Consider the following 22,925-nt stretch of genomic DNA (forward strand, 5'->3'; position numbering starts at 1 on the left):
GATGCCTGCTCCCGATGGATAACCCTCTGCCTGATAAAAAGTTAATTCGCTAACTATAGCGAGAGAAAGGATTTTTTTCATCCGTCGATTGCGGTTTTAAGAAGGAAAAATACCCTGGTAATGTACTTGGTTATTGAGTGTGGTAAGCTATAAAGAATATTCTGCTTAGATGAAAGAGAGATAAACAGATGCTGGAATCGGTAAAACATGTGATTGCGGTTGCTTCTGGGAAAGGCGGTGTTGGTAAATCCACCGTGACGGCTAATCTTGCGCTTGCGATGTCTCAGAAGGGATTTAAAGTAGGTGTTCTGGATGCGGATATATATGGCCCCAGTCAGGCATTGATGCTGGGTGTTTCTGATGATGTGCGCCCGCAGATGAAAGATGGAACTACCTTTTTGCCGGTAGAGGCTCATGGTCTGCACACTATGTCTATGGCTTATCTGGTCACAGAAAAAACCCCCATGGTATGGCGTGGTCCTATGGTGAGTGGAGCGTTTCAGCAGATTCTGACTCAGACAGATTGGCCTGACCTGGATTATCTGTTTATTGATATGCCGCCAGGAACCGGCGATATCCAGCTGACTCTGTCCCAGAAAGTTAAGGTCGCTGGCGCCGTTATTGTGACGACACCTCAGGATATCGCTTTGCTTGATGCCAAAAAAGGTGTCGAGATGTTCCGCAAAGTAAAAATCCCTGTACTGGGCGTGGTTGAAAATATGAGTCTGCACACATGTAGTAATTGTGGACATTCCGAGCCTGTATTTGGTGAAGGCGGCGGTGACCGTATTGCCAGAGAATATGATACTGCGCTGTTAGGGCAGCTTCCTCTGGCTTTAAAAGTACGGGAACAGGCTGATAGTGGCGTTCCTTCTGTTATTGCTGAACCAGATGGCGATATTGCAGGCTTCTTCAGCCAGATTGCCGATAATATGAATGAGCAGCTTGAAGGCGCAGTGCAAGTTGCGCCAACGATCTCTTTTAGTGATGACTGATATCTGAATAAGGGGCGGTCCATGTGACTGGGCCGACTCTCGTTTACCTTGTCTGTTTATACCTCAATAGATTTATTTAATGGGTACGTGTGCACAAATACCAAACGTTCCGCTTTTCTTATCAGAACACCAAAGTCGATCAACTATATTTTCAACGAACTGGATGATAACGATATCACGAATATTAAATTCAAAGATAAGGTGTTTTCTTTTAAAAACGATAACTTAAGAGAAGCGTTTGGTCAGTTAAGCGAAGCCAGAGATGCTATTACTGATCAGCATCTGAAGACGAAAGGTTAACTCAGGTATGCAGAGGCATCGGCTGATGCCTCTGTTAGTTATTGATGATACTGGAACGAGTTGTCAGAGCACACCAATCAGCATTTTGACGCTGAGTATGACACAAAGTATACCTACTATCTTTTTCAGCCTCTCTGCTGGCATCTGAGTAGCGTATTTAACTCCCCAGCTTGTAGTGATGTAGCTGCTGGCAGCAAAGAGTACAACAGCAGGCAGGTAAATATAGCCAAATATTAGTTGCTCCTGACTGGTATTGTCCCAGCCATTAATCAGATAGCCCAGTGTGCCGGATAGAGCAATGGGAAACCCTATTGCTGCTGATGTGCCTATGGCTCGTTTAGCTTCCATATTCTGCTGAATCAGATAAGGAACGCTCAGTCCTGCACCGCTGATAGATACTAAGGCAGATACCGAACCGATTGCAGAGCCTGCCAGTAAATTCCCCTTTGTGCCATGAGGAGAGACATTATGGGATTGTCCCCGTTTACTGAACATCTTCCAGGCAACGTACATCATAAATATGCTGAAAAATAATGCCAGATATACCCCTTGAACCCACGATGCAATAAATGTGGCCAGAAAGGTCCCTGCTAATACACCTGTGATCATTCTGACAGCAATCACTGTGTCCACATTCTGGTTCTGATAATGAGCTTTCATACTGCCAAAGGTTGTGAACACCATACCGGCCATTGAGCTTCCCAGAGCGAGATGGACAATCTGATCACTGTCAACCCCCTGCATGGCAAATAACATCGTAAAAATAGGGACTGTCATACCGCCGCCGCCAACACCTGCCAGGCCGGCAAGAAACCCTACTCCCATGCCGGTTATTATGTAATAGAGCATAAATACAGGTTCAATCATTTTGTCTTCCTTCTCAATGTCTGGAAATAGATGACCCCATTGTATTCAGTTGTAGTAATGGCCGTATAATGTGCTTCTGACATAAAGTAATGAGAAGTGGCCATGGTTGATGTAGTTAAAGAGATTCATGATTCCGATTACAGCGAATGTCTGGAAGGCCCTGAACTGATCGTGCGATGCTGGGAGCATAAAGGGAGTCTGTCAGAGCAATCGGCCAGGCGTCATAGCCACTGGCACCAACACCTGCGCGGGCAATTGTTATGTATTGATTCAGGTCTGATTCAGGTAAGAACCGGGCAGGGGAGCTGGATACTTCCACCACAAAGAGCGGGCTGGATACCGCCAGGGGCCATGCACAGTGTTCATTTTGCCAGCCATCTGAGTGGTCGTTCCCTTCTGTTCAGGCCTGAGCTGTGTGATCTGCTACCTGATATCCCCTGTGTCATTAGTATCAGCGAGGTGCTTGGAGCATTGATGTTGAGGGCATCAGGATGGGAGAAGTCAATGCCACTGATCCCGGAGCAGAAACGGATTGTGGATGTCATTCTTGATGAGATTCGCTTATCTCCTCATGAGTCATTACATTTACCAATACCTCAGGATCGTCGTCTGGAATGTATCACCAGAGCGGTGCTTAAAGAACCGGGCAGTGCCCGTACTGTTGAGCAATGGGCGACAATAGGCGCTGTTTCTGCGCGGACGCTACGCAGGTTGATGCTGTCTGAAACCGGTATGAGTTTTTCACAATGGAGGCAGCAGGCAAGATTAGCCCATGCATTGGAAATGCTTTCCAGAGGTGTGTCTGTTACTGAGGTGTCAGAGGCCTGCGGGTATGCATCTCCGGCAAATTTTATTGCTATGTTTCGCAGAGTCTTTGCTGACTCTCCTGCACATTATCTTGCCTGCAGAACAAAAAAGTAGTCAGCTGTCGGATATAATTAATTATGCATTTGTTTAATTATTTTATCTTAAACAGTTGTTTTGTTTTTTGACGGCTAACAGCCTGATTGCAGTAACAGTTTTAAAATGTTTAAAACAAATATGCTGTTAAATTGTCGGTTTTAGCCTTTAAATGACATGTTTCTGTATTGATCTCCAAATAATGCTCGAATAACGTTGCTGGCAGAATAAAAACAATATCAGGTTTATCGTTCATCTGGTTAGCCTTTGCCTGGATGTTCTGTTGCCTGGCCAATACTGCGTATGCAGACAAGGAGTTAGTACTAATGACCACAAATACCTTACCTTCTGGCCTTTCCCAGGAAAAATACCAACAATCATTGGACTTTGCCCGTCTGGCTTCTCAGACTTATGACTGGGATGATTACCTGGTTGTCAATGTAGCATTAAACGTATTCAGTGGAATCTCTGATATTAAAGCTCAGGACTTCACAACAGATAACTATCACAGAATCGAAAATGGCGGAGGTTATATCGACTGGATTGGTGGTGAAGGGTTGGATTACGTGCTGTTTGAAGAAGATGACGGAGATCTGGTGCTTGCTTTCAGAGGAACGGAGCCGTTGTCTGCTGTTGACTGGGTAGAGGATGTTGAGCAGGCTTTTGGTCAGTCTGAACAATATGAACAGGCTGTAGACCTGGCTAAAGAGCTGCAGGCCGGTGTGATTCAGTATAACCAGGATAATGGGTTACAGGGAGAGGATGCCATTGAGCTGTCTTTCACTGGACATAGTCTGGGTGGTGGACTAGCCACTGCTGCGGCACTGGCTACCGGAGAAGAAGCGATAGTGTTTGATGCTGCAGGCCTGTCGGCCAGCACAATCGCAAACCTGAATCTTGATATTGCAAACGCCACGGCGGTAACCAATTTTAATGTTAAAGGTGATTTCCTGAGTGATCACAACGGTCTGATGGACAATTCTACTCTGGGATCAGAGCTGGCAGGCATTGTGGTTGAACAACGTCAGTATGGTGAAACTTACTGGCTGGAAGGCGTTGATGACAGGGCAGACTTTGGTGGCTGGCTAGTGCCGGATGATACCTGGGTTGCAGAACAGGCTGAAGCACTGCTGAATCATGCCTGGCATGTTTTCACTTATCAGCTGGAAGATATGGCATTTATCGCCTGATTGCTCGTGCTATATTTGGAAACCTTATTTACAAGACTTCAGTGTCATGAAATAGTTTTCGGATATGTATAAATCACTACTTATCTTATGGTTATGCGAGTAAGTAGTGATTTTTTAAATGTATTATTTATACCCTTCTTTAAATTCATAACCTGTTCTGAAACTTCATGTCTGATATATTGGTATATTGTTTTTGCTTCTTTATATTTTGAGAACCAGTTCTCTTTTCAGGTATAGTTTGTACATGTTGTTACCCTGTGATGCAATATAAGTGACAAAAACAAACAGCTTTGTATTAAAGTTCTGCCGTATGTTTTCCGATATATCTTTCAAAGGGTATAGTGCATATTACCGGTGTTTTATTCCGGTTCCAGAATTTCTCTATGGTCCGTGGCTATAGTTAATATCTTTTTTTCCGAACTAAATATCCTTATACGGGTCACACAGTGTTGTGTAAGGGGGCAGGTTATGGATCTCAGAATTTATACCAGAAGTAAAATGGCTGCTGACAGTCGATCTATGTCAGTGGACCGTTCTGCCGGAACAGATTTTTCACAGATTTACACTCACTCTGTTGCCGGGCAGGGACGTCAGGGGGAGTCTGACAGATACAAAGACAGAGCACAGGATGTTATCTCCCAACGAAAGTTCAAAGATAGTCGTGAACTGTCTTTTACCTCAATTGGGGTACAGGATTTACCACTGGATGCTGCACGCAAGTTTTATCAGGTGCGGCTGCAGTATGGTATTCCGTTACCACCAGAAGAGCTGTCATTTGATGCTGAAGGCAACCTGATTCTGCCTGCAGATTATCCATATGCCTATCAGATGAAACAGGCCTTTGAACAAAGTCCTGATTTGCGTCGCATGATTCAGGAGTACAGCGTACAGGCTTCATCTTTTGCTGAAATTCAGTCCAGAATGCCTTTTGCGGATGCTGAACAGGATGATGTTGCCAGGGCTCGTTTTGAACAGATGGTTCGTATGTCCAGTTACAAACGTACAGTGTAAGTCTTCATCATCTGAAGGGATATTAAGGCTTGATCAGGGAATACTATGGCAACAGATATTTTCGTGTTTAACAACCTGATTCATTACTTTTCAGGGCCTCAGCCAGAAAGTCAGTGAGTAGCCTGACCTTAGGTGAAAGCTGTCGATTGTGTGGGTAAAGCGCCCAGACTCCTTCTGCTGATGGCCGATGTTTTTTGAGTAACTCTTTTAAGCTGCCTTCCTCCAGCACCTGCTGCACATAAAAGTCAGGTAATTGTACAATTCCGATATGTTTCAATGCGGCGTCCAGTAACGCATTGCCGCTATTGCAGCGAATACTGCCTGTCAGTTTCATCTGCCGTTCTTGTCCCATATCATTAAAACGCCAGTAATCCAGAGTACCCAGCAGGCAGTTATGCTGATTGAGTTCGGATAAAGTATGGGGCTCTCCATGACTTTCAATGTAATCCGGGCTGGCACACAGGTGTAGCTGACGACCTGTTAGCCTTCGGGCCATCATACTGGAATCATGCAATCTCCCCAGGCGGATTGCCAGGTCGGTTCCACTCTCAACAAGATCCAGCTGTTGATTTGTCAGTTGTAAGCGAATATCCAGTTCAGGATAAAGGCAGGCAAAATCATTGATCAGAGGCGCTATAATCTGTTCACCATAAATAATGGGGGCGGTCAGATTTAACTTTCCTTTAGGTGTGGATTGCAGTTGGGTAACAGCACGTTCTGCTTCCTCAAGACCATCCAGTAACGGGCGGCAATGCTGATAATACAGCTGGCCAGCTTCGGTAACAGAGACTTTACGTGTTGTCCTGTACAGTAGCTTAACGGCCATGCGCTGTTCAAGCTGGCTAATCTGACGACTGACCTGCGCGGTTGATATATTGAGTCGTCGGGAAGCTTTGGTAAAACTTCCTGTTTCAACGACAGCGACAAATTCAGCTAATCCTTCCCACTGTTGCATAAAATGACAGAAACCCTGTTTATCAGTTTGATTATTACAATACGGAAAAAGTCATTTTATAAAAATCGGGATTATCTTTCTCTGCTTAATAACTAAACTGAAGGTGAGTTGATAATAAATTTCTGATGAGGAATCAAAATGAGTGCAGAAGTGATCAAGTGCCGTGCTGCTATCGCGTGGGAAGCGGGTAAGCCACTGTCAATTGAAGAAGTTGATGTAATGCCACCACAGGCTGGCGAAGTGCGTATCCGTATCACGGCTACGGGTGTTTGCCATACTGATGCATTTACGTTATCTGGTGAAGATCCTGAAGGTATTTTTCCGGCGATTCTGGGTCACGAAGGTGGCGGTATTGTTGAATCGATTGGTGAAGGTGTCACCAGTGTTGCTGTCGGCGATCACGTTATTCCTCTGTATACCCCTGAATGTGGTGAGTGTAAGTTCTGTAAATCGGGTAAAACTAACCTGTGCCAGAAGATTCGTGAAACTCAGGGTAAAGGCCTGATGCCAGATGGCACCACGCGTTTCTCTAAAGATGGCCAGCCAATTTATCACTACATGGGCTGTTCTACATTTGCTGAGTATACGGTGCTGCCAGAAATCTCACTGGCAAAAGTAAATAAAGAAGCGCCTCTGGAAGAGATCTGCCTGCTGGGTTGTGGTGTAACAACCGGTATGGGTGCAGTCATGAATACTGCCAAAGTCGAAGAGGGTGCAACTGTTGCCATCTTTGGTATGGGCGGTATTGGTCTGTCGGCAGTGATTGGTGCAACTATGGCTAAAGCCAGTCGTATCATTGCGGTTGATATTAACGAAAGTAAATTTGAACTGGCCCGTAAACTGGGTGCAACTGATTGCATCAATCCAAAAGACTATGACAAACCGATTCAGGAAGTTATCGTTGAGCTGACCGATGGTGGCGTGGATTACTCATTTGAATGTATCGGTAATGTTAATGTGATGCGTTCTGCTCTGGAATGCTGCCACAAAGGTTGGGGTGAGTCGGTTATTATCGGTGTGGCCGGTGCCGGTCAGGAGATTTCAACACGCCCATTCCAGCTGGTAACTGGTCGTGTATGGCGTGGTACTGCGTTTGGTGGTGTTAAAGGTCGTTCTGAGTTGCCTGAAATTGTTGAGCAATACATGCGGGGTGATTTCCGACTGGATGATTTCATTACCCATACAATGGGACTGGATGAGATCAATGAAGCCTTTGATCTGATGCATGAAGGTAAGAGTATCCGTAGCGTTATTCACTACGATAAGTAATAAGGAAGCGCCATAGCCGTCGGTTATGGCGCTTTTATTTTGCCTGTTTATTCGATGATTCTTATCGGACTTACTCTGATGTGAGAAGGAATACGCTGTGGAAAATATCAGTAAAAATAAAAGCTTCGGTGGCTGGCACAAGCAGTATAGTCATGTATCCAGTGTACTGAATTGTGAAATGCGTTTTGCTATTTATCTGCCTCCTGCGGCGAATGAAAAACCTGTACCGGTACTGTACTGGCTGTCAGGGCTAACCTGTACCGACGAAAACTTTATGCAGAAAGCAGGTGCGTTTCGTAAGGCTGCAGAGCTGGGCATTGCCATTGTCGCACCGGATACCAGCCCAAGAGGGGATGATGTCGCTGATGATGAAGGCTATGACCTGGGTAAAGGTGCCGGTTTTTATCTTAATGCGACCCAGGCTCCCTGGGATAAGCACTATCGGATGTATGACTACATCGTAAAAGAACTGCCTGAGCTGGTTGAGCAAACCTTCCCTGTGACTCAGCAAAGAGCGATTGCCGGTCACTCTATGGGAGGGCATGGCGCTATTACCATCGGCCTTAAAAATCCGGAACGTTACAGTTCAATTTCTGCATTCAGTCCTATTTGTCACCCTGTTAAAGCACCATGGGGACAGAAAGCCTTCTCGGCGTATCTGGGTGCTGGTGAACAGGCATTATGGGCGGAATACGATTCCTGTGAGCTGATCAGGCAAACGGTTAACCAGGCATCTGATAGGCTGAATATCCGTGTTGATCAGGGTGAAGATGATGATTTCCTTCAGCAGCAACTAATGCCTGAAGCATTGGAACAGGCTGCTAAAGAAGCGGATTATCCGGTTGAAGTACATCGCCATAAAGGCTATGACCACAGCTATTACTTCATCAGCAGTTTTATTGATGATCATCTGGAGTTCCATGCCCGTTTCTTGTAAGCGTCCAGCATAAAGGAGGCCGTTTTGCCTCCTTTATGTAATACCTGAATAGCATTCGTATAATGACAGCAGAGAGTTCGTATGACTCAGGCGTCAATGGCAAAAACTTAATAAAAACTGTTTCAGGTGTTCGGCCATAGAATCCAGTTGCTGATTAACCGATTCAGAGACAGGCGCATGTCGTTGTACATTATCGGCTAATGGCCGGACTTGTTGGGCACTGCTATCAACCGTGAGCAGTGCTTGATGCTGTTCCTGAGTACCCCTGGCAATTTCCTGGCTGGTCAGGTTCAGCATCTGATGCTGGATATGATGTAAAGGCTGCTCCGCCTGTTTGATAACTCTACACTCTGGCGTCGATAAAAGCCTGTATCAATTGACCGGAAATTGTGGCAGTTCCCGGACGAAGAGGAAATTCATCCGGTGTACCCCAGCGAGCTTCGGTAATTTCATGGCCATCAACGCAAATATCGCCGCTATCATATTCACACAGAAAACCCAGCATTAAAGAGTGGGGAAAAGGCCAGCTCTGACTGGAGAAATAACGAGGGGGCTTAACTTTAATACCCACTTCTTCAAATATTTCCCTGTGTACTGCTTGTTCAACACTTTCTCCTGGATCAATAAAGCCTGCGATACAACTGAAATAGCCTGCTTTAAAACTGGCATTGTGCGCCAGCAGAATTTCGTTATCTTTATAGATCAGGGCTATGATGCAAGGGTTGATTCTTGGATACTGACGATAGTGACAGGCATCGCAACACATGGCATTTTCATGAGAGTGCATACGGGTCTTACTGCCACATCGGCTGCAAAAGTTATGTTCCTGTTCCCAGGTCAGCAACTGACTGGCACTGGCGATCAGTTCAAAAACCTGGCTTTTCATCTCCATCAGTAAAGATCGGAAGCTGGCTGTAGAAAAACTTTTCTGCAGTACATCGGATTGTTGTAGCCACTCACTCCAGGAGTGCTCCCGGCTGGTATAAACCGGTTGATCATCAAAATCACTGACATATCGCCAGCTGACATCGGGTAGTAACTGAGCCAGTTCGCGAGCGGAATGCAGTACCTGTGATGATTGACCCGTAATAAGATCATGATGAATGAAAATAATCAGCAGACTGTCAGTCGGTAACTGATGTGTCTGGCAGTGTCGAATTGTTGTCATTATCTTTCTGCTTTATTGGTACGAGAAAACAAGATAATAGTGCATAATATCCGTTCATTAAATTAACAGGTGTGTTATGAGAGTTTGTGGCGTAGAACTGAAAGGCAGTGAAGCTTTAATTTGTTTGTTGGCCAGATCGGATGATCTGTTTGATATTCCTGACTGCCGTCAGGTCCGTTTCAGCATTAAGCATATTGATGATCAGCAGCAAGTGAGGTACTTTCAGCAGTCTTTTTTGAAGCTGATGCAGGATTACAAGGTTGATCGTGTTGTCATTCGTCAGCGCCCTCATAAAGGTAAATTTGCAGGCAGTGCCGCGGGCTTTAAAATGGAAGGTGCTTTGCAGGCACTGGCAGATCTTGACGTATTGGTTATGACACCATCCCATATTAAAGAACAGTTGAAACATACTCCTATGCCGGTCGATTTTAGTGAGACTGGCCTGAAGCAGTATCAGGAAACAGCTTTTACTACAGCATTTGCTTATCTGAGTCACCCAAAAGTGCTGAAAGGGGAAATTAACCCTTGGTTGGAAAAGGCAGAATAAGCCTTATTTTTCGGAGCTGGATTTTATCCGGCTCCTGGTGTCTTTTTTATGAATCATCTCCTGCCATTGCTGGTTTCTGGTAGCTTGTTTTTCTGATTTTTATTTGCAGCAGTCTATCACCGGAAGCCCTTCGCTCAGAAATTTGTGCGGATTGTTATTTATTCGATTGGTCTTCAGACCCGAAGGGCAATAAACCTTTCCCAAAGGTCAATTGCCAGTTGGCTATGAGCTTTATCTCTTTTCCTTATCAGGCACATAGGCACATCACTCTGATTGGCAAAGTTTTCTACCTGTAATGGCACCAGGTCACCCTGTTTGAGTTCGTGGTTTACCATATGCAAGGGAATTCTTGCCCAGCCACTCCGGCTTAGCAGCAAGGCTTTTTTAACCAGGTAATCATCGGCATACCAGCGTAAGCCTCCTGGGATAACATTGACATGATCATAGGCCCGGCGTGTGCCGCTGTCCGCAATCAGTATATGAGGGTACTGGCGCATAACTTTATGTGTAAGTACTCCATCAGGGGTCTGTTCTCTGATATAGCCCGGAGCAGCGACACATATTAATCTGACTGAAAAAAGCTCTTTAAACTCATAATCCTGGGTCAGACCGGTATAAGGGCCGATGGCCAGGTCCGCTTTATCTGTATCCAACTGCTCTGGCAACCCGGACAGATGCTGGGTAGTAATGTTCAGACTGACATCGGGTGTTTGTTCTGCAAACTCTTTTATCGCCTTCAGTTCTGCAGGAACCGTTCCCATAGCGCTCAGAGCAATGTTCAGTTGTTGTGGTGTACCAGCGGTAAGCTGATGGCCCAGCTGTTCCAGATCAGATGAGCTGACCAGCAACTGTCTGGCTTGTTTATAGAAAGCTTTCCCTTCTGATGTGAGTACAGGTCGATACTGGCTTCTGTCCAGTAACTGAATGTCAAACTCCCTCTCCAGTGATTGAATGGCAGCACTGACCGTGGACTGAGTTTTGTGGATATGTTCCGCTGCTGCACGGAAAGTACCGCATTGCACAACGGCAGCGAAGGCTCTGAGTTGCTCGAATGTCATATCGGTCTCCTGGTATCTTTGTCAGTATACCTTGCGCAAACACGTCTGGCTTGCTTGTCAAATCCTATTTATATCTTAGATAATCGTTTTTTACGATTATATTGATTTAAATATATCGTTATTTTTCGATTGTTGAAGTATTTATTCTTGCATCGTTCTCTGACTGGGATCAGTCAATTCGTATGATAAAGTTTGATGCTGGAGATAAATATGCTGGATAGTGAACTGATATGGATTATTCTGGCGGCCTTTGTAACAGGCGTATCTAAGTTTTCAACCGGAGGAATGGGGATGTTAATTCTTCCTCTGGTGATGGTGGCTGTACCAGGGCCAGAGGCTCTGGGGGTAATTATTCCGATGTATGTACTGACTGATCTGATGTCTGCATCAAGGTATCGGAAGGGAATTAATTATCAGGTGCTGATTCATATGATTCCTTTGACTCTGGCCGGAATTGTACTGGGTGGCTGGATTCTGAGTGGCACTGACCCGGCAGCATTCACGTGGATGCTGGCGGTATTGATTGCTCTTATGCTGGCTCTGAGCGTCTGGCTGGAGTACTACCCAGCCAGATGGATGCAGTTTCCGGTTGTCGGGCAGTTGACCGGGCTGGTATCCGGGCTGGTCAGTACCATCGCTAACTCTGCCGGGCCTCTGCTGAGTTTGTATCTGATGGAGCAAAAACTGAGTAAAGAGGCCTGTGTCGCGACCAGGGCATGGGCCTTTATGCTCATTAATCTGGCGAAAGTGCCGGTGCTTTTTATGCTGGGCTTTTTGAATCAGGAAACGCTCACATTGGGCATAATGGGAATTCCTGGGCTGATTGTCGGGGGACTGGCGGGAGGATGGTTAATGGCTAAAATGAATCTGAACCAGTTTCGCTGGTTGATCAGAGCAATGGCCCTGCTAGCGGTTATGAATCTTGTCATCCTTAAATAATAGCCTGATATGACCCACCATAGAGGAGTATTATACCGGAAGGGGGCATGTGCCAGACAGCAGATGTCTGATGGATACTCATATACGCTGGATGTAAATAAAGCCGGGGAATACCCCGGCTCTGCCATTTTCAGAATCAATCAGTCTTTTCTGTTAATCCACGATCAGATCGTACTCATCACGCAGAATTTGCACAATCTCTGCCTTAGGGTTATCGGATAAAACCAGTTTCTCACCTGTAATTTTTTCAGCGATACCCACATACGTTTCTGATACTTTCATCATCAGGGACTCAGGCAGAAGGTTATCGTTCGCCAGAGCATAACGCTCATCCATCCGGTTTTTATTCAGCAAAATATCCGGATCGGGGAAGTGATTCAGTAGTGCCTGGCGAAATTCTTCTTTGGACTTCTCGATCACAGTGCCTTCACGATAAGAAGGGCCATCCCAGATACGAGAAGAATCCGGTGTACCTACTTCGTCCATGTAGATCAGTTTTTCCTGACCACTGGCATCTGTGACATAGCCAAACTCAAATTTCGTATCAACGAAAATCTGATCCAGCTCACCCAGAGCCTGGCTGATCACATTAAAGCCTTCTTTCAGCAGGTTCTCATAATGGCTGACATCGTCAACAGATCTGAAGTTAAATGCTTCATAATTGTTAACGATATCATCACGTGTGATATTAACATCATCCACTTCAGGTATGCCTTCGACACCCTGAATAATGCCTTTGGTAGACGGTGTTACCAACAGCTCAGGCAGCTTCTGATCTTTTTGCAGACCTTCATCCAGCTGAATACCGCAGAACTCACGTTCACCTTTTTCGTAAGAGCGCCACATAGATCCTGTAATGTACTGTCGACAGATCGCTTCGATCATGACCGGACGAGCTTTCTGTACAATCCAGACAAACGGGTGCGGGATATCCAGAATATGGCTATCAGCCAGACCACTTTCTCTGAACAAACGGAACCAGTGATTAGAAATGGCATTCAGTGCGGCACCTTTACCGGGAATACCCTGCATACCACCTTCACCCTGCCAGATGCACTCAAAAGCAGAGATTCGATCACTGATGACCATAATAGCCAGCGGGGCATCCGAAGTAACGTTGTAGCCTTTCTCTTTGATCAGGCGACGGCTGTCTTCCTCTGTCAGCCAGTATACGGAGCGTACTTTACCACTATGAACCGGGGCTTCTGTACGAATTGGCAGGTCATTATTGACCGCCAGAACTTTGTCAGCAAGACTCATTCAATCTGTCCTGTGTCAGCTTTTTGCGTTAAATTCATCCGGATTATTGGTGATCTCAACATCAACCTGTGGTGATGGAATCACATAATCATGTACTCTTTCCCAGCCATCTTCATCATTGCCTGGAACGCGCTCCCAGACCGTGCCAGCATTGTATTTAACCAGCTCGATAATAGTCGGGTCGATAGTACACATGCTTTCCAGAGGAACTGGCATCATATTGGTTACTTCATCCGCCAGGAACTCTTCGGTTTCATAACCTGTGAACATACGCCATCCGGTGTCATTCAGATGGTCTGGTACTGTTTTATACATAAAGCGCAGAGGTAAACGCTCGTCAAATACCATTTTGGAAACCAGGCACAGGAAACCATTTTTTGTCTGACCCGTTTCCAGCTCAGGGGTCATCGGATCATCAATATGGGGTGTTTTCATATCTGTTCCAGTCCGGGTGAATTTCAGGGCTGAGTATTTTAATACAGTCCGGGTTAAAACGGTACGTCGTTCAGAGTCAGCTGCCCGTCACGCATCTTTGTTTTAACAATCATATCGTCTTCGGTTTCCAGATAAGCATCTTTCTGGTCAAGCTGAGTGGCCAGTATCTGTAAAGGTAACATAGAGCCTAACAGGGATTTACTGATGGTCAGATCACTATCCAGAACAAGTATATTCAGCAGCAGCGGTGGGAAACTGACAGCATGCATAACATCCTGTTGACTGGCATCCAGGCTCATATTCAGATTGCCCCGAATACTGCCTTCTTGCGTCACCAGGTTTATCTGATAAATATCCAGCTTCAACAGACGAATAAATTCTGAGAATAGCGGCATCAGAGTATCAATATCCTGCTGGGTCATGGTCTCAGAGTTTATACGCTGACTGGCCGCAATCAGGCTTTCTGTCGCCATAATATCCGGACCGCTCAGGTTATATGACAGCGTGGCCGGAGACATATCCAGCAGAGACAGCTGATTCTGGGAAGCATTGATGTGGCTGAATTCCAGAGTACTGTCATAGAAAATAGAATCTTTACCCTGATTATCCCTGTGAATATCAAACTGGTCAGATACCCGAATGCTCTCACTGTTCAGGCTGAAGTTCTGATTGCCAAAAGCAAAGCCTTCTGCCCTGAGCTGGCTCTGGTATTTCCACAACAGATCGGTTTCCTGTTTTCCTTCAACCGTCAGCGATAAGGGTTTTATGTTCAGATTGTCCTGCCCTGCTGCCAGTTGAGCACCATTCCAGCTGCCGTCTAACTGATAATCGTTGTGCTCGATATCATAGTTCAGACGAATCATTGCTGGATTTATCACAATGGAGCCATCGCCTGAGTCAGGCAGGAAGCTGACTCTATCCAGGTAAGTATTGATCAACGCTGCAGAGGAAGATATTTCACCGTCAAAGCGCAGCGGAGGACGATGATCGTCAGTCAATTTCAGGGTGTCTCTGATCTCTTCAGTAATAATGACTTCTGATTTAAAAGCAGCTGAAATGAAACCATGATCAATGAAATGTCGTATATCAATATATGAGGCTTCATTATCTGATTCTGCTGGCGTGTTCAGCGTCAAACGGGTAATCAGCTCACTGGACCAGAGAGACTTATCGTACTCCAGTATCTCAACCCGGAAAGTATTTTCCTGTTGATTATTTATTGTGATTGCCTGTTCTAACTGAGTCTGTACGGTATTGCCGGTATTAACAGGAAGCCAGGCTGCCAATAAAGCGGCGATGGCAATGCCGGGTATAATTCCTTTAGGTGATATACTCATAATGGATATCCTGGTAAGCACCTGAACAAAATTTCTCTGTTAAGTGTTGCTGTATTTTCCAGCTGACTGGAAACATCAAAATATTTCTGTTCAGATGTGTGTGATAGCCGACGTAGCCATTAACATGGTTTGTCATAACTTGTTTATATTTCAATATGATAGCCTTTCTGGCAAGGATTTATATCAGAATGAAACGATTTCTTATCAGTTTAGTGCTGATTGTTTTACTCAGCAGCCTTATAACCAGTCGTTGGGTGCTTACTCCTCTGGTTAATTATCTGGCGGAACCTTACTCTGTTTCAGTGGAAGAGCTGAGATTTCATTTCTGGTCTTTAAAAGCGGATATCAAAGGTATATCTGCCGGAGAGGGAGACAGTGTTTTAGCCATTGATAACGTGAGTCTGGATTCAGACTGGCGTTTTTTACAAGGCAAACCAGCATCTGCTGATATGGTTATCGGTACTGTCCGTGTCGGATATGACGGCCATAAGCCTGCAATAGCCGGAAAAACAGTGGCCCAATGGCAGAGCTTGTTTGCCAGTACCGAAGATGAAAAAAATACGGCGGATACAGATAGTCCTTCGACACCAGCGGAAACGTCCGAGCCTCTGGCGTTTGTACTGAATTCTCTCAGAATTCAGCGGGCACATCTGAAGCCCGAGCAATCTGGCTGGCCGGAACTGGATTTTCACGATATTTCTTTAACTGACCTTGATCTGAGTAACCCGAATCAAGCAGCAAAAGCCGGTTTGTTATTAAAAACAGCAGGGGGGGAGATTAAACTTTCTGCTGATATCATGCCATTTAAACTGGATCAAACACAAAGCGTCGCTTTGAAATTGAAACGTGTTCGCCCAAGCCATAACTGGTTGCATTATGTACCTGAGAGTTATCAGGGTGTGTTGTCGGCTGAGCTGAAAATCGCTGCATCTGTGGCGTCTGATCTGACACTACAGACTGAGGGTGATATTTCGGTGAATGAGTTTGCCTGGTCCGATCCGGTGCTGAAAGCCTCTTTGAACCGTTTTGCCCTGAATAACATGGTGCTTAATATTAAACAGCCCCTTTCAGATCAGAAGGAAGACTCGGCGATAAAACTGAGTGGGAATCTTCTGGCTTCTGTATTAAAAGTATCGCAGGAGGGCTCTGCGGACAAGATGCAGCTGGATCTGAACAAGCTGGACGTATCTGCACTCAGACTTAGTTTATTGCAGAATAAACAGGATGATCTGGTATTGAAGGTCAAAGGGAGTATGTTAGCGAATATGCTTGCCTGGTCTGATTCTGTAGGAGAAGGCTCTCTGGAGCGTTTGATTCTGGATAATACGGAGCTTGATTTTAAGCAGCAGCTTTCAGCACAACAAAGTGCTCCTGAGGTAAGCCTGAATACAAATCTTCAGGCATCTGTTTTAAAAGTATTGCAGGGTGATACTTCTGATAAAAAACAACTGAATTTAGAAAGTCTGAATATTTCATCCGTTAAACTCAGGTTGCCAAAAGATAAACGTCATGTTTTCGGTTTGCCTGTATCTGTTCAGGCTTCAGTCAAAGCTGGCGGGCTGTCTTTAATCGATCAGGATAATAGCGTTCAGCTGGATATTTTTGCCGCCGATAAGCTGATACTGGATGAGCAATTTGATCTGGCTTCCCTACAGCTGGAAAAATTGAATATCAGGCATGAACGGCTGTCATATCAGCTGGAACAGTTATTGTCTGAAAACCTGAGTGTGAACACAGAAGGTAGTGCTCCGTGGAAAGTGGCCGTTGATTCATTAACTTTGAGTGGTGGCCAGGGGGTATTATACCCGACCGATCCGGTATCTGTTCATCAGGGGAGTACTGAAAATGCGTCAGTTGCTAATGTCGGGACAGGTTCTGAGCAAGATGCAGAAGCAAACGATATAGTTGAGAATAAACAGACGTTACCTGTCGATCTTTCCCTGAAAAGTTTCCAGTTAAACCGACATCAAATCGGCATATCTTCAGGTTCTGCAGAGAAAATGGTCGCGGAAGCCAGTCTTAATGCTTTCAGCATGGAAGGCTTAGCGATTAGCCCGGCTAAATCGGATTCAGTCATCAGTCCGGAAAACTCTGACCAGATCAGTATTGCGCAACTCGGATTAAAGCATTTTGATTTAAAGGCAGCAGACCTGACTTATCAGCTGGATCAAATGGCATTGCAGCAGTTTAGTGTAGCGATGCTGGACAAGCCTGAAATTCTGTTGGAAGAGCTGAATGTTGGCAAGGGACGATTGAATTTTCTGATTCCAAAACAAACTGATACATCAGCCATCCGTACTGATAGTAAATCATCTGTGACGGGAAAAGCATCACCTGAGCATCTTCCTGTGTCTCAGGATATTAGTACGTCTGCAGGAACATCAGGTCTTCCGGCTAAACTGCAACTTGGTAAAGTGAATATTTCCAGACACACGATTATTTTTCAGGATAATAATCTGAAGGAGCCTGTTCAGACAGAATTGCTTATTGAGCAGGTTGCTTTGGAACGGCTGAATACGGCAGGTCAGGATGCTGCAACCTGGTCTCTGAATGCGTGGCTGGATGGTCAGAGCCAATGGCTGTTTAGTGGTGACTTTATACCATCTCCTCTTATGGTAACTGCGAATGGTACCCAGAAAAGTTTAAATTTGCCTGCAATCAGTGGGTATAGCCAACACTATGCTGATATCGAATTCCAACAAGGTGTAATGGATTCCAAAGTTGCTTTGTCATGGCAGGAAAATCGATTAAAAGGAAAAGTGGATTTTGTTCTGCGTAGACTCGATATGTCGCTTGGTGGCCCTCTGTCAGTCAAAAACGCACCACTACAGATGGCGCTATCTGTACTACGAGATGGTAATGATAATATTCGTTTACCCGTGTCGATTAACAAGAGCCATGATGAACTGAGTGTGGGGACAGGCGCGTTGATTACTGAGTTTATGATGAGTGCGAGTAAAAAGGGGGCATTGGCATATCTTAAATATATGCTTCAACCCTATGGTACTTTGTTAACTCTGGCTGATCTGGGTAGTGGTCTGTTGAAGGGAAAAGGGATGATGCTTGAACCGGTTGAGTTTCCAATTGGTGTATCAGAATTAACGACGGAAGACAGAAATTATGCTGAAAAGCTGATAGCGTTGATGCGCAATAAAAAAGGTTTGAGTCTGGAAACCTGTGAAAAACACAGTTCAGTTGAAGAAGAAGAGTTATTGACCAGGCTTGAAGGTGATAAAGAAAAGCTGCAACAGGCATTACTTGATATCAGACAGAGTCGCATTCGGTCCTGGAGGTTTATATTTGCTGAAGCAGGCCTGGGTGACCGACTTCTTTCCTGCAAGCCAGATAAAACGGATAAAAAGTTGAGCTTTTACACTATTAAGCTGAAACCCTGATGAGATTCTATACAATCTATGGATTCTGGTGGATAGCTAATGACTGCCGGTATGCGGCTTGACATATTTTGTATGGATTCAGATTAATGTGTCATAATCTGACCAGTTTGTAACTGAAAAATAAAGGTTTGGAACGACGTATGCTGTCGACCCTGAAAAGTAAAGCATTTTTTTTCGCAGTAGCTTCAGTTGTTTTTCTGCTAACCCAGATATTTTTCCTGAAAGGGGATACTCAAGAGGTTATCGGAGAAATTGAAGCGCTGGCTAAAGAACAACTACCCCAACTGGAAAAAGCCCGTGATATGCAGATGGCAGTGGTACAGGTTCAGCAATGGCTGACGGATATCAGTGCTACCCGAGGTCTGGATGGACTGAATGATGGCTTTGATGAAGCTGAAGCTAATGCTGAGCTGTTCCGTCAAAGGACAGAGGAGATGATTCAGCTGGATAAAGCTAATGCTGATTTTTATAAAGCACTTCTGCCTGTCTTTGAAGATTACTATATGGCCGGGCAGATGATGGCTGAGGGCTATATTGCCGGTGGACCATCTTCGGGCAATTTGATGATGGATGACTTTGATAAATCAGCAGAGGCTATTTACAGTCGAATCGACACTCTGATGGATAAGCATCAATCGGGCACTGAACGGGCACTGGCGGCAGCTATTGCTACTGCAAAACAGGCAGAGCAGAGCAGTATAATGTTTACTTCTGTTCTGGGCGTGCTGATCTTTTCTCTGATCTCAGGTCTGTGGTTCTTTGTTCTTAAGCCTGTTAATCGAGTCCACAGGCTGGTTGAAGAGCTGGGCAAAGGAGATGGAGATCTTTCTCAGCGTTTGCCTGAAGATCGTAAAGATGAAATTGGTGATCTGGCTCGTTCGTTTAACCACTTTATTGATAAAACAGATCATACTGTTTCCAGTATTATGAAATCTGTAGTGCGTCTGATTCCGATGGCAGAAGAGCTATCTGATACCAATACTCATGTTCAGGACAGAGTCATGAAACAGAATGAGCAGAGTAAGCGTGTTCATGAATGTATGATGACGACGAAAAATGCAGCAGATTCTGTTTCCGGAGCGGTTGAGCGTATCTCTTCAGCCAGTACACAGGGCTATGAAAGAGTCAGTCATGGTGTTGATATTGTGGTGAAATCAAGTCAGACCATGGAGCAGCTGTCAATAAAAGTGGGCAGTGCTGAAACCGCGATATCCCGGTTGCGGGAAAGTAGTGAGCGGATTGAAGGCGTGATTGATGTCATCAGTAATATTGCAGAACAAACCAATTTACTGGCATTAAACGCAGCAATTGAAGCAGCCCGAGCAGGTGAAGCCGGGAGAGGTTTTGCCGTTGTAGCAGATGAAGTTCGTAGTTTGGCGGGTAAAACCCATGAATCGACGGTTGAAGTCCAGTCTATGGTTGAAGCCATTCGTTCAGAAACCCATGAGGTTGTCCGCATCATGCAGGAAAGTGCTGATGCAGCAGGAGAAAGCAAGGAGCTTGTTGAAGCTAGCCAGAGTAGCCTGAATGAAATTAATGACGCTATTTTGCATATTCGCTCTTGTTCAGAGGAGATTCTGGATGCAATTCAGCTACAGGGTGAAAACTTCTCTAAAGTTGAGCAGAATTTTGATGTGATGGATGAGTATTTCCGTGAAACTCTTGAATCAGGTCAGCTAACATTCAGTTTTGGAGAGGATATGAAAAAAATGAGCATGAAACTTCAGAGCATGGTTAGTAACTTTAAAGTGTCTGATAATGACTGGAGTACAAAAAAACGTGGTAAATCCCGTGTGAATGAAGAAGTCGATTTATTCTGATAGCTGCTTTGACGCCGTCCAGAGGCTTATTCTGACCTGGATAAACAGATCTCAGAGCTGTCGAACTTACTCCTCGCCCGAAATAACCTCTTGCAGCAATAAACTTATCTGCTGCAAGGGGAACAGTTTCCACATCAGATTTGCATGTCATTTTTTCTGCTTCATCTGATGTCTTAATATCCTCAGAGGCATGCTTCCCTATGACAAATCAGTTTTTTTATGCTTTCTGGGCAGTCCGGTTTCAGCTCTCGGGTTGACAGCTGGCTGTTTCGTAAAATGAGTACACTATCAGTAAAAGGAATTTATATGCTGAAAAAACAATTCATTCTGTTACCTGTACTGGCCGTAACGCTGATCTCGGGTTGTGCCTCGGTTAACGATTCTCCTGAGATATCTGCCATTGGTTATACAAAAGGCGATATTTGCACGGGGCAGATTGACAATATTCCTGATGGACTGACACCTGTTTCTGATCCGGCTCTGCTGGCAGAAGCATCAGGTGAGCCGGGTAAAGGAAAGTTATGTACAGGTCAGGTATTTGAAGCGACTCAGCCTGTCAGGGTGTATCGGGTCTGGAATAGCGAAAAGGACTATACAAAGTATGGTCGCTGGTGGTCTTTTGAGCAGCCCGTTGGCCCTAAGGATAAATACCGAAAGGACAATGGTATTTGCCCATCCTGGAGCAGCCTGGATGTGATGACTCACTGTGATATTAAAGTGGGTGCCAGAGTCGTCGTTGGTCCTGGTCAGAGTGCCCGGTGCAAGAAGTTTACCTTTGACCAGTCCGCGGTAAATCAGGTCTATATCAGCAATGATACCAGGGAAAACAGACTGTGGGTTGAAGCTTGCTCGCAAGCCACGGCATGGCCTGAGTAAATTCGACGATCTGGAAATCAGACAGGGATTGTCCTTGTCTGATAAAAGAAGCTGATACTGAAGGGCAGTTTAATCCAGTACTTGACCGGTTTAGTATTACTGGCATAAACAGAATTCTTTCTACATTCTCCGGTTGTTGGCTGGAGAAAAAGTCATTATTTACATAAGAAGCTATATTCAGATACTTAGTATTTTCATGGCTTCATCAGGCATACTTGTTGTTTTCTTTTCTTGAAATGGCTGATCGATTGTTTATTTTCAGAGAAGGAAAAGCATTACAGTAATTGTCTGATGGTTTATCAAAAAATAGTTAGACGTATATTGTCATGTATTATCGCAAGATACATAAAGTTACGTTTTTCTGATATGAAGGCGTGTTTTTCACTAATAAACTGTAAAGATATTGTAAACATGTGGGCCATTGTCATTATCATTAGCAGATAATGTTTAGGCTTTATATTCCTCGGACGATAATGTAACTATCTGCTCAGACAGTAATGCTGTAAAGCCAGGGAGGGGTTATGGAGTTAACTCAAAAATGCAAATCCCGTAAACATAGTTTCACGTTTCATGATGATTTTCTTGGATTTTCCTGGTTAGGGAGGTCCGGCTTTGGTTATGTTGAGATTCCATATGCTGAGCTTCCGGATAAGGTCTCAATTTATACTGAACAAAATGAATGGTTGAGAAATTTTGGTTATTTCTGTTGTCTGATCAGTGTTGTTGAGATGATTTACGCTATTAATATGGATGTGTCATTTTCTGAACTGAATAGCTGGCTGCTTGCTGGCATTGGCTGCATTATTTCAGCCCAGCTTTCACGTAAAGAGTATTCTGTTTTTACAACTGAACACGGCTGTATTCAGGTTATGCACGATCATCAACATGATCAGATTATCCACTTATTAGCATGTAAAAGGAAGCAGCAGCTGTTGCACTGGTATAGTGATGTTGATCCGGATAGCGACCTGGAGTTTGAAATAAAAAAGTTCCAATGGTTATTCAGACAAGGGCTCATGACTCTGGAAGAAACAGAACAAAAGATTGCTCAGGCATATCGGGTATTTACAGTATCCGGGTTTCATCATGAGTTTGTTTGAATTGATAAAATTGCAGCGGGATATCCGGGGTCAATGAACTGCCAAGGATACTTTATTCTGAAACTCTGAAAGCATTTTTTCTGTTCATACCTGAACAAAGGTATTCTGGTGCTCCTCAGCCAGCAACTGAATAGTACGTTCTTTGTGAGCAGAAGCACTTTTGTTCAGGGGTTAATCTGATATTCTGCAATTTCTTAGCAGAAGTTATCAAAGTGTCAGGCGACAGTGCAAGTCAGCTCTTAAAGGACCAGTGTAGAATAGCTTCCAGGCAATCATTCATAGAATGGCCTTCAATACCATCGACTCTTATATCTCCGGTGATATCAATTGCACCATCGATATAATCCATAAAACGAAACCAGAACCCCGGATCTTGATAGATTTCTTTCTCATCAGAAATATACAGATAAGTGCCGGGATGGCTATATCCTGAGATGTTTTGTCGGAAAAAACGATTATGCTCTACTTCTCATAATTAGTCAGCCCTGAAAAGCCCTTAATAGACTGTTTTTAAAACAAATTAGCTATTCAGGCATGGATCATTTCGACCAGGAGCGGTAAGCTGT

21 protein-coding genes are annotated in these 22,925 nt (G+C 44.6%); 13 read left to right on the plus strand and 8 right to left on the minus strand.

The window, feature by feature from the left end:
• The first annotated feature begins 188 nt into the window (after positions 1-188).
• Both apbC and H4O21_RS14175 read left to right on the plus strand, forming a co-directional pair.
• A complete protein-coding gene (gene apbC, locus H4O21_RS14170; RefSeq protein ID WP_182809530.1) occupies positions 189-995 on the plus strand; it encodes an iron-sulfur cluster carrier protein ApbC in 807 nt (268 codons plus the stop codon).
• A gap of 87 nt (positions 996-1,082) precedes the next feature.
• Positions 1,083-1,295 (plus strand): hypothetical protein, encoded by a 213-nt coding sequence (locus H4O21_RS14175; RefSeq protein WP_182809531.1) that lies wholly within the window; start codon positions 1,083-1,085, stop codon positions 1,293-1,295.
• A gap of 63 nt (positions 1,296-1,358) precedes the next feature.
• Here the strand turns inward: H4O21_RS14175 and H4O21_RS14180 are convergent, their stop codons facing one another.
• Positions 1,359-2,162, minus strand: coding sequence for a sulfite exporter TauE/SafE family protein (locus tag H4O21_RS14180; protein WP_182809532.1), 804 nt, complete (start codon positions 2,160-2,162; stop codon positions 1,359-1,361).
• 102 nt (positions 2,163-2,264) lie between these two features.
• On the opposite strand from H4O21_RS14180, the gene H4O21_RS14185 reads away from it, so the two are divergent.
• From H4O21_RS14185 to H4O21_RS14195, 3 genes are all read left to right on the plus strand, one after another.
• The gene (locus H4O21_RS14185; protein WP_182809533.1) at positions 2,265-3,083 is read left to right on the plus strand and encodes an AraC family transcriptional regulator; all 819 of its coding nucleotides are present in this window, start codon (positions 2,265-2,267) and stop codon (positions 3,081-3,083) included.
• 305 nt (positions 3,084-3,388) lie between these two features.
• Positions 3,389-4,252: a Tle-like phospholipase domain-containing protein gene (locus H4O21_RS14190; protein WP_182809534.1), complete on the plus strand. Its 864-nt coding sequence runs from the start codon at positions 3,389-3,391 to the stop codon at positions 4,250-4,252.
• A gap of 468 nt (positions 4,253-4,720) precedes the next feature.
• On the plus strand, positions 4,721-5,263 hold the full coding sequence (locus H4O21_RS14195) for a hypothetical protein (RefSeq protein ID WP_182809535.1): 543 nt from the start codon (positions 4,721-4,723) through the stop codon (positions 5,261-5,263).
• A gap of 67 nt (positions 5,264-5,330) precedes the next feature.
• Here the strand turns inward: H4O21_RS14195 and H4O21_RS14200 are convergent, their stop codons facing one another.
• Complete coding sequence (locus H4O21_RS14200) at positions 5,331-6,218, minus strand: LysR substrate-binding domain-containing protein (protein WP_182809536.1); 888 nt, start codon at positions 6,216-6,218, stop codon at positions 5,331-5,333.
• A gap of 138 nt (positions 6,219-6,356) precedes the next feature.
• Between H4O21_RS14200 and H4O21_RS14205 the strand changes: the two genes are divergently transcribed.
• Positions 6,357-7,487, plus strand: a complete 1,131-nt coding sequence (locus H4O21_RS14205) for an S-(hydroxymethyl)glutathione dehydrogenase/class III alcohol dehydrogenase (protein ID WP_220495673.1) — start codon at positions 6,357-6,359, stop codon at positions 7,485-7,487.
• Positions 7,488-7,584: 97 nt separating this feature from the next.
• The gene (gene fghA / locus H4O21_RS14210) at positions 7,585-8,424 is read left to right on the plus strand and encodes an S-formylglutathione hydrolase (protein ID WP_182809537.1); all 840 of its coding nucleotides are present in this window, start codon (positions 7,585-7,587) and stop codon (positions 8,422-8,424) included.
• Between the two features lie 93 nt (positions 8,425-8,517).
• On the opposite strand, the gene H4O21_RS14215 is transcribed toward fghA, so the two are convergent.
• The gene (locus tag H4O21_RS14215) at positions 8,518-8,721 is read right to left on the minus strand and encodes a hypothetical protein (RefSeq protein WP_182809538.1); all 204 of its coding nucleotides are present in this window, start codon (positions 8,719-8,721) and stop codon (positions 8,518-8,520) included.
• A gap of 46 nt (positions 8,722-8,767) precedes the next feature.
• Positions 8,768-9,592 carry an NAD(+) diphosphatase gene (gene nudC, locus H4O21_RS14220; protein WP_182809539.1) on the minus strand — a complete coding sequence of 275 codons (825 nt, stop codon included), beginning with the start codon at positions 9,590-9,592 and terminating at the stop codon, positions 8,768-8,770.
• Between the two features lie 76 nt (positions 9,593-9,668).
• On the opposite strand from nudC, the gene H4O21_RS14225 reads away from it, so the two are divergent.
• On the plus strand, positions 9,669-10,139 hold the full coding sequence (locus H4O21_RS14225; protein WP_182809540.1) for a DUF3010 family protein: 471 nt from the start codon (positions 9,669-9,671) through the stop codon (positions 10,137-10,139).
• A 173-nt stretch (positions 10,140-10,312) separates the two neighbouring features.
• Here the strand turns inward: H4O21_RS14225 and H4O21_RS14230 are convergent, their stop codons facing one another.
• Positions 10,313-11,197 (minus strand): LysR family transcriptional regulator, encoded by an 885-nt coding sequence (locus tag H4O21_RS14230; RefSeq protein ID WP_182809541.1) that lies wholly within the window; start codon positions 11,195-11,197, stop codon positions 10,313-10,315.
• 210 nt (positions 11,198-11,407) lie between these two features.
• Between H4O21_RS14230 and H4O21_RS14235 the strand changes: the two genes are divergently transcribed.
• Positions 11,408-12,136, plus strand: a complete 729-nt coding sequence (locus H4O21_RS14235) for a sulfite exporter TauE/SafE family protein (protein ID WP_182809542.1) — start codon at positions 11,408-11,410, stop codon at positions 12,134-12,136.
• A 153-nt stretch (positions 12,137-12,289) separates the two neighbouring features.
• On the opposite strand, the gene H4O21_RS14240 is transcribed toward H4O21_RS14235, so the two are convergent.
• From H4O21_RS14240 to H4O21_RS14250, 3 genes are read right to left on the minus strand one after another with little or no spacing between them, the layout of a single operon-like run.
• Positions 12,290-13,396 carry a phosphoribosylaminoimidazolesuccinocarboxamide synthase gene (locus H4O21_RS14240; protein ID WP_182809543.1) on the minus strand — a complete coding sequence of 369 codons (1,107 nt, stop codon included), beginning with the start codon at positions 13,394-13,396 and terminating at the stop codon, positions 12,290-12,292.
• A 15-nt stretch (positions 13,397-13,411) separates the two neighbouring features.
• Positions 13,412-13,831 carry a DUF2185 domain-containing protein gene (locus tag H4O21_RS14245; protein ID WP_182809544.1) on the minus strand — a complete coding sequence of 140 codons (420 nt, stop codon included), beginning with the start codon at positions 13,829-13,831 and terminating at the stop codon, positions 13,412-13,414.
• Positions 13,832-13,884: 53 nt separating this feature from the next.
• Complete coding sequence (locus H4O21_RS14250) at positions 13,885-15,168, minus strand: DUF945 family protein (protein WP_182809545.1); 1,284 nt, start codon at positions 15,166-15,168, stop codon at positions 13,885-13,887.
• A 188-nt stretch (positions 15,169-15,356) separates the two neighbouring features.
• Between H4O21_RS14250 and H4O21_RS14255 the strand changes: the two genes are divergently transcribed.
• From H4O21_RS14255 to H4O21_RS14270, 4 genes are all read left to right on the plus strand, one after another.
• Positions 15,357-18,563, plus strand: coding sequence for a DUF748 domain-containing protein (locus H4O21_RS14255; protein ID WP_182809546.1), 3,207 nt, complete (start codon positions 15,357-15,359; stop codon positions 18,561-18,563).
• Between the two features lie 128 nt (positions 18,564-18,691).
• On the plus strand, positions 18,692-20,383 hold the full coding sequence (locus H4O21_RS14260) for a methyl-accepting chemotaxis protein (RefSeq protein WP_182809547.1): 1,692 nt from the start codon (positions 18,692-18,694) through the stop codon (positions 20,381-20,383).
• Positions 20,384-20,689: 306 nt separating this feature from the next.
• Complete coding sequence (locus H4O21_RS14265) at positions 20,690-21,259, plus strand: hypothetical protein (RefSeq protein ID WP_182809548.1); 570 nt, start codon at positions 20,690-20,692, stop codon at positions 21,257-21,259.
• A 521-nt stretch (positions 21,260-21,780) separates the two neighbouring features.
• Positions 21,781-22,359 (plus strand): hypothetical protein, encoded by a 579-nt coding sequence (locus tag H4O21_RS14270; protein ID WP_182809549.1) that lies wholly within the window; start codon positions 21,781-21,783, stop codon positions 22,357-22,359.
• Positions 22,360-22,925 lie beyond the last annotated feature (566 nt).

The organism is Oceanospirillum sediminis (genome assembly GCF_014164585.1).
Lineage (GTDB): Bacteria > Pseudomonadota > Gammaproteobacteria > Pseudomonadales > Halomonadaceae > Oceanospirillum > Oceanospirillum sediminis.

Coding starts and splice junctions, on each gene's coding strand:
- apbC (WP_182809530.1), top strand. CDS start 189: ATGCTGGAATCGGTAAAACATGTGATTGCGGTTGCTTCTGGGAAAGGC.
- H4O21_RS14180 (WP_182809532.1), bottom strand. CDS start 2,162: ATGATTGAACCTGTATTTATGCTCTATTACATAATAACCGGCATGGGA.
- H4O21_RS14185 (WP_182809533.1), top strand. CDS start 2,265: ATGGTTGATGTAGTTAAAGAGATTCATGATTCCGATTACAGCGAATGT.
- H4O21_RS14190 (WP_182809534.1), top strand. CDS start 3,389: ATGACCACAAATACCTTACCTTCTGGCCTTTCCCAGGAAAAATACCAA.
- H4O21_RS14195 (WP_182809535.1), top strand. CDS start 4,721: ATGGATCTCAGAATTTATACCAGAAGTAAAATGGCTGCTGACAGTCGA.
- H4O21_RS14200 (WP_182809536.1), bottom strand. CDS start 6,218: ATGCAACAGTGGGAAGGATTAGCTGAATTTGTCGCTGTCGTTGAAACA.
- H4O21_RS14205 (WP_220495673.1), top strand. CDS start 6,357: ATGAGTGCAGAAGTGATCAAGTGCCGTGCTGCTATCGCGTGGGAAGCG.
- H4O21_RS14215 (WP_182809538.1), bottom strand. CDS start 8,721: ATGCTGAACCTGACCAGCCAGGAAATTGCCAGGGGTACTCAGGAACAG.
- nudC (WP_182809539.1), bottom strand. CDS start 9,592: ATGACAACAATTCGACACTGCCAGACACATCAGTTACCGACTGACAGT.
- H4O21_RS14225 (WP_182809540.1), top strand. CDS start 9,669: ATGAGAGTTTGTGGCGTAGAACTGAAAGGCAGTGAAGCTTTAATTTGT.
- H4O21_RS14230 (WP_182809541.1), bottom strand. CDS start 11,197: ATGACATTCGAGCAACTCAGAGCCTTCGCTGCCGTTGTGCAATGCGGT.
- H4O21_RS14235 (WP_182809542.1), top strand. CDS start 11,408: ATGCTGGATAGTGAACTGATATGGATTATTCTGGCGGCCTTTGTAACA.
- H4O21_RS14240 (WP_182809543.1), bottom strand. CDS start 13,396: ATGAGTCTTGCTGACAAAGTTCTGGCGGTCAATAATGACCTGCCAATT.
- H4O21_RS14245 (WP_182809544.1), bottom strand. CDS start 13,831: ATGAAAACACCCCATATTGATGATCCGATGACCCCTGAGCTGGAAACG.
- H4O21_RS14250 (WP_182809545.1), bottom strand. CDS start 15,168: ATGAGTATATCACCTAAAGGAATTATACCCGGCATTGCCATCGCCGCT.
- H4O21_RS14255 (WP_182809546.1), top strand. CDS start 15,357: ATGAAACGATTTCTTATCAGTTTAGTGCTGATTGTTTTACTCAGCAGC.
- H4O21_RS14265 (WP_182809548.1), top strand. CDS start 20,690: ATGCTGAAAAAACAATTCATTCTGTTACCTGTACTGGCCGTAACGCTG.
- H4O21_RS14270 (WP_182809549.1), top strand. CDS start 21,781: ATGGAGTTAACTCAAAAATGCAAATCCCGTAAACATAGTTTCACGTTT.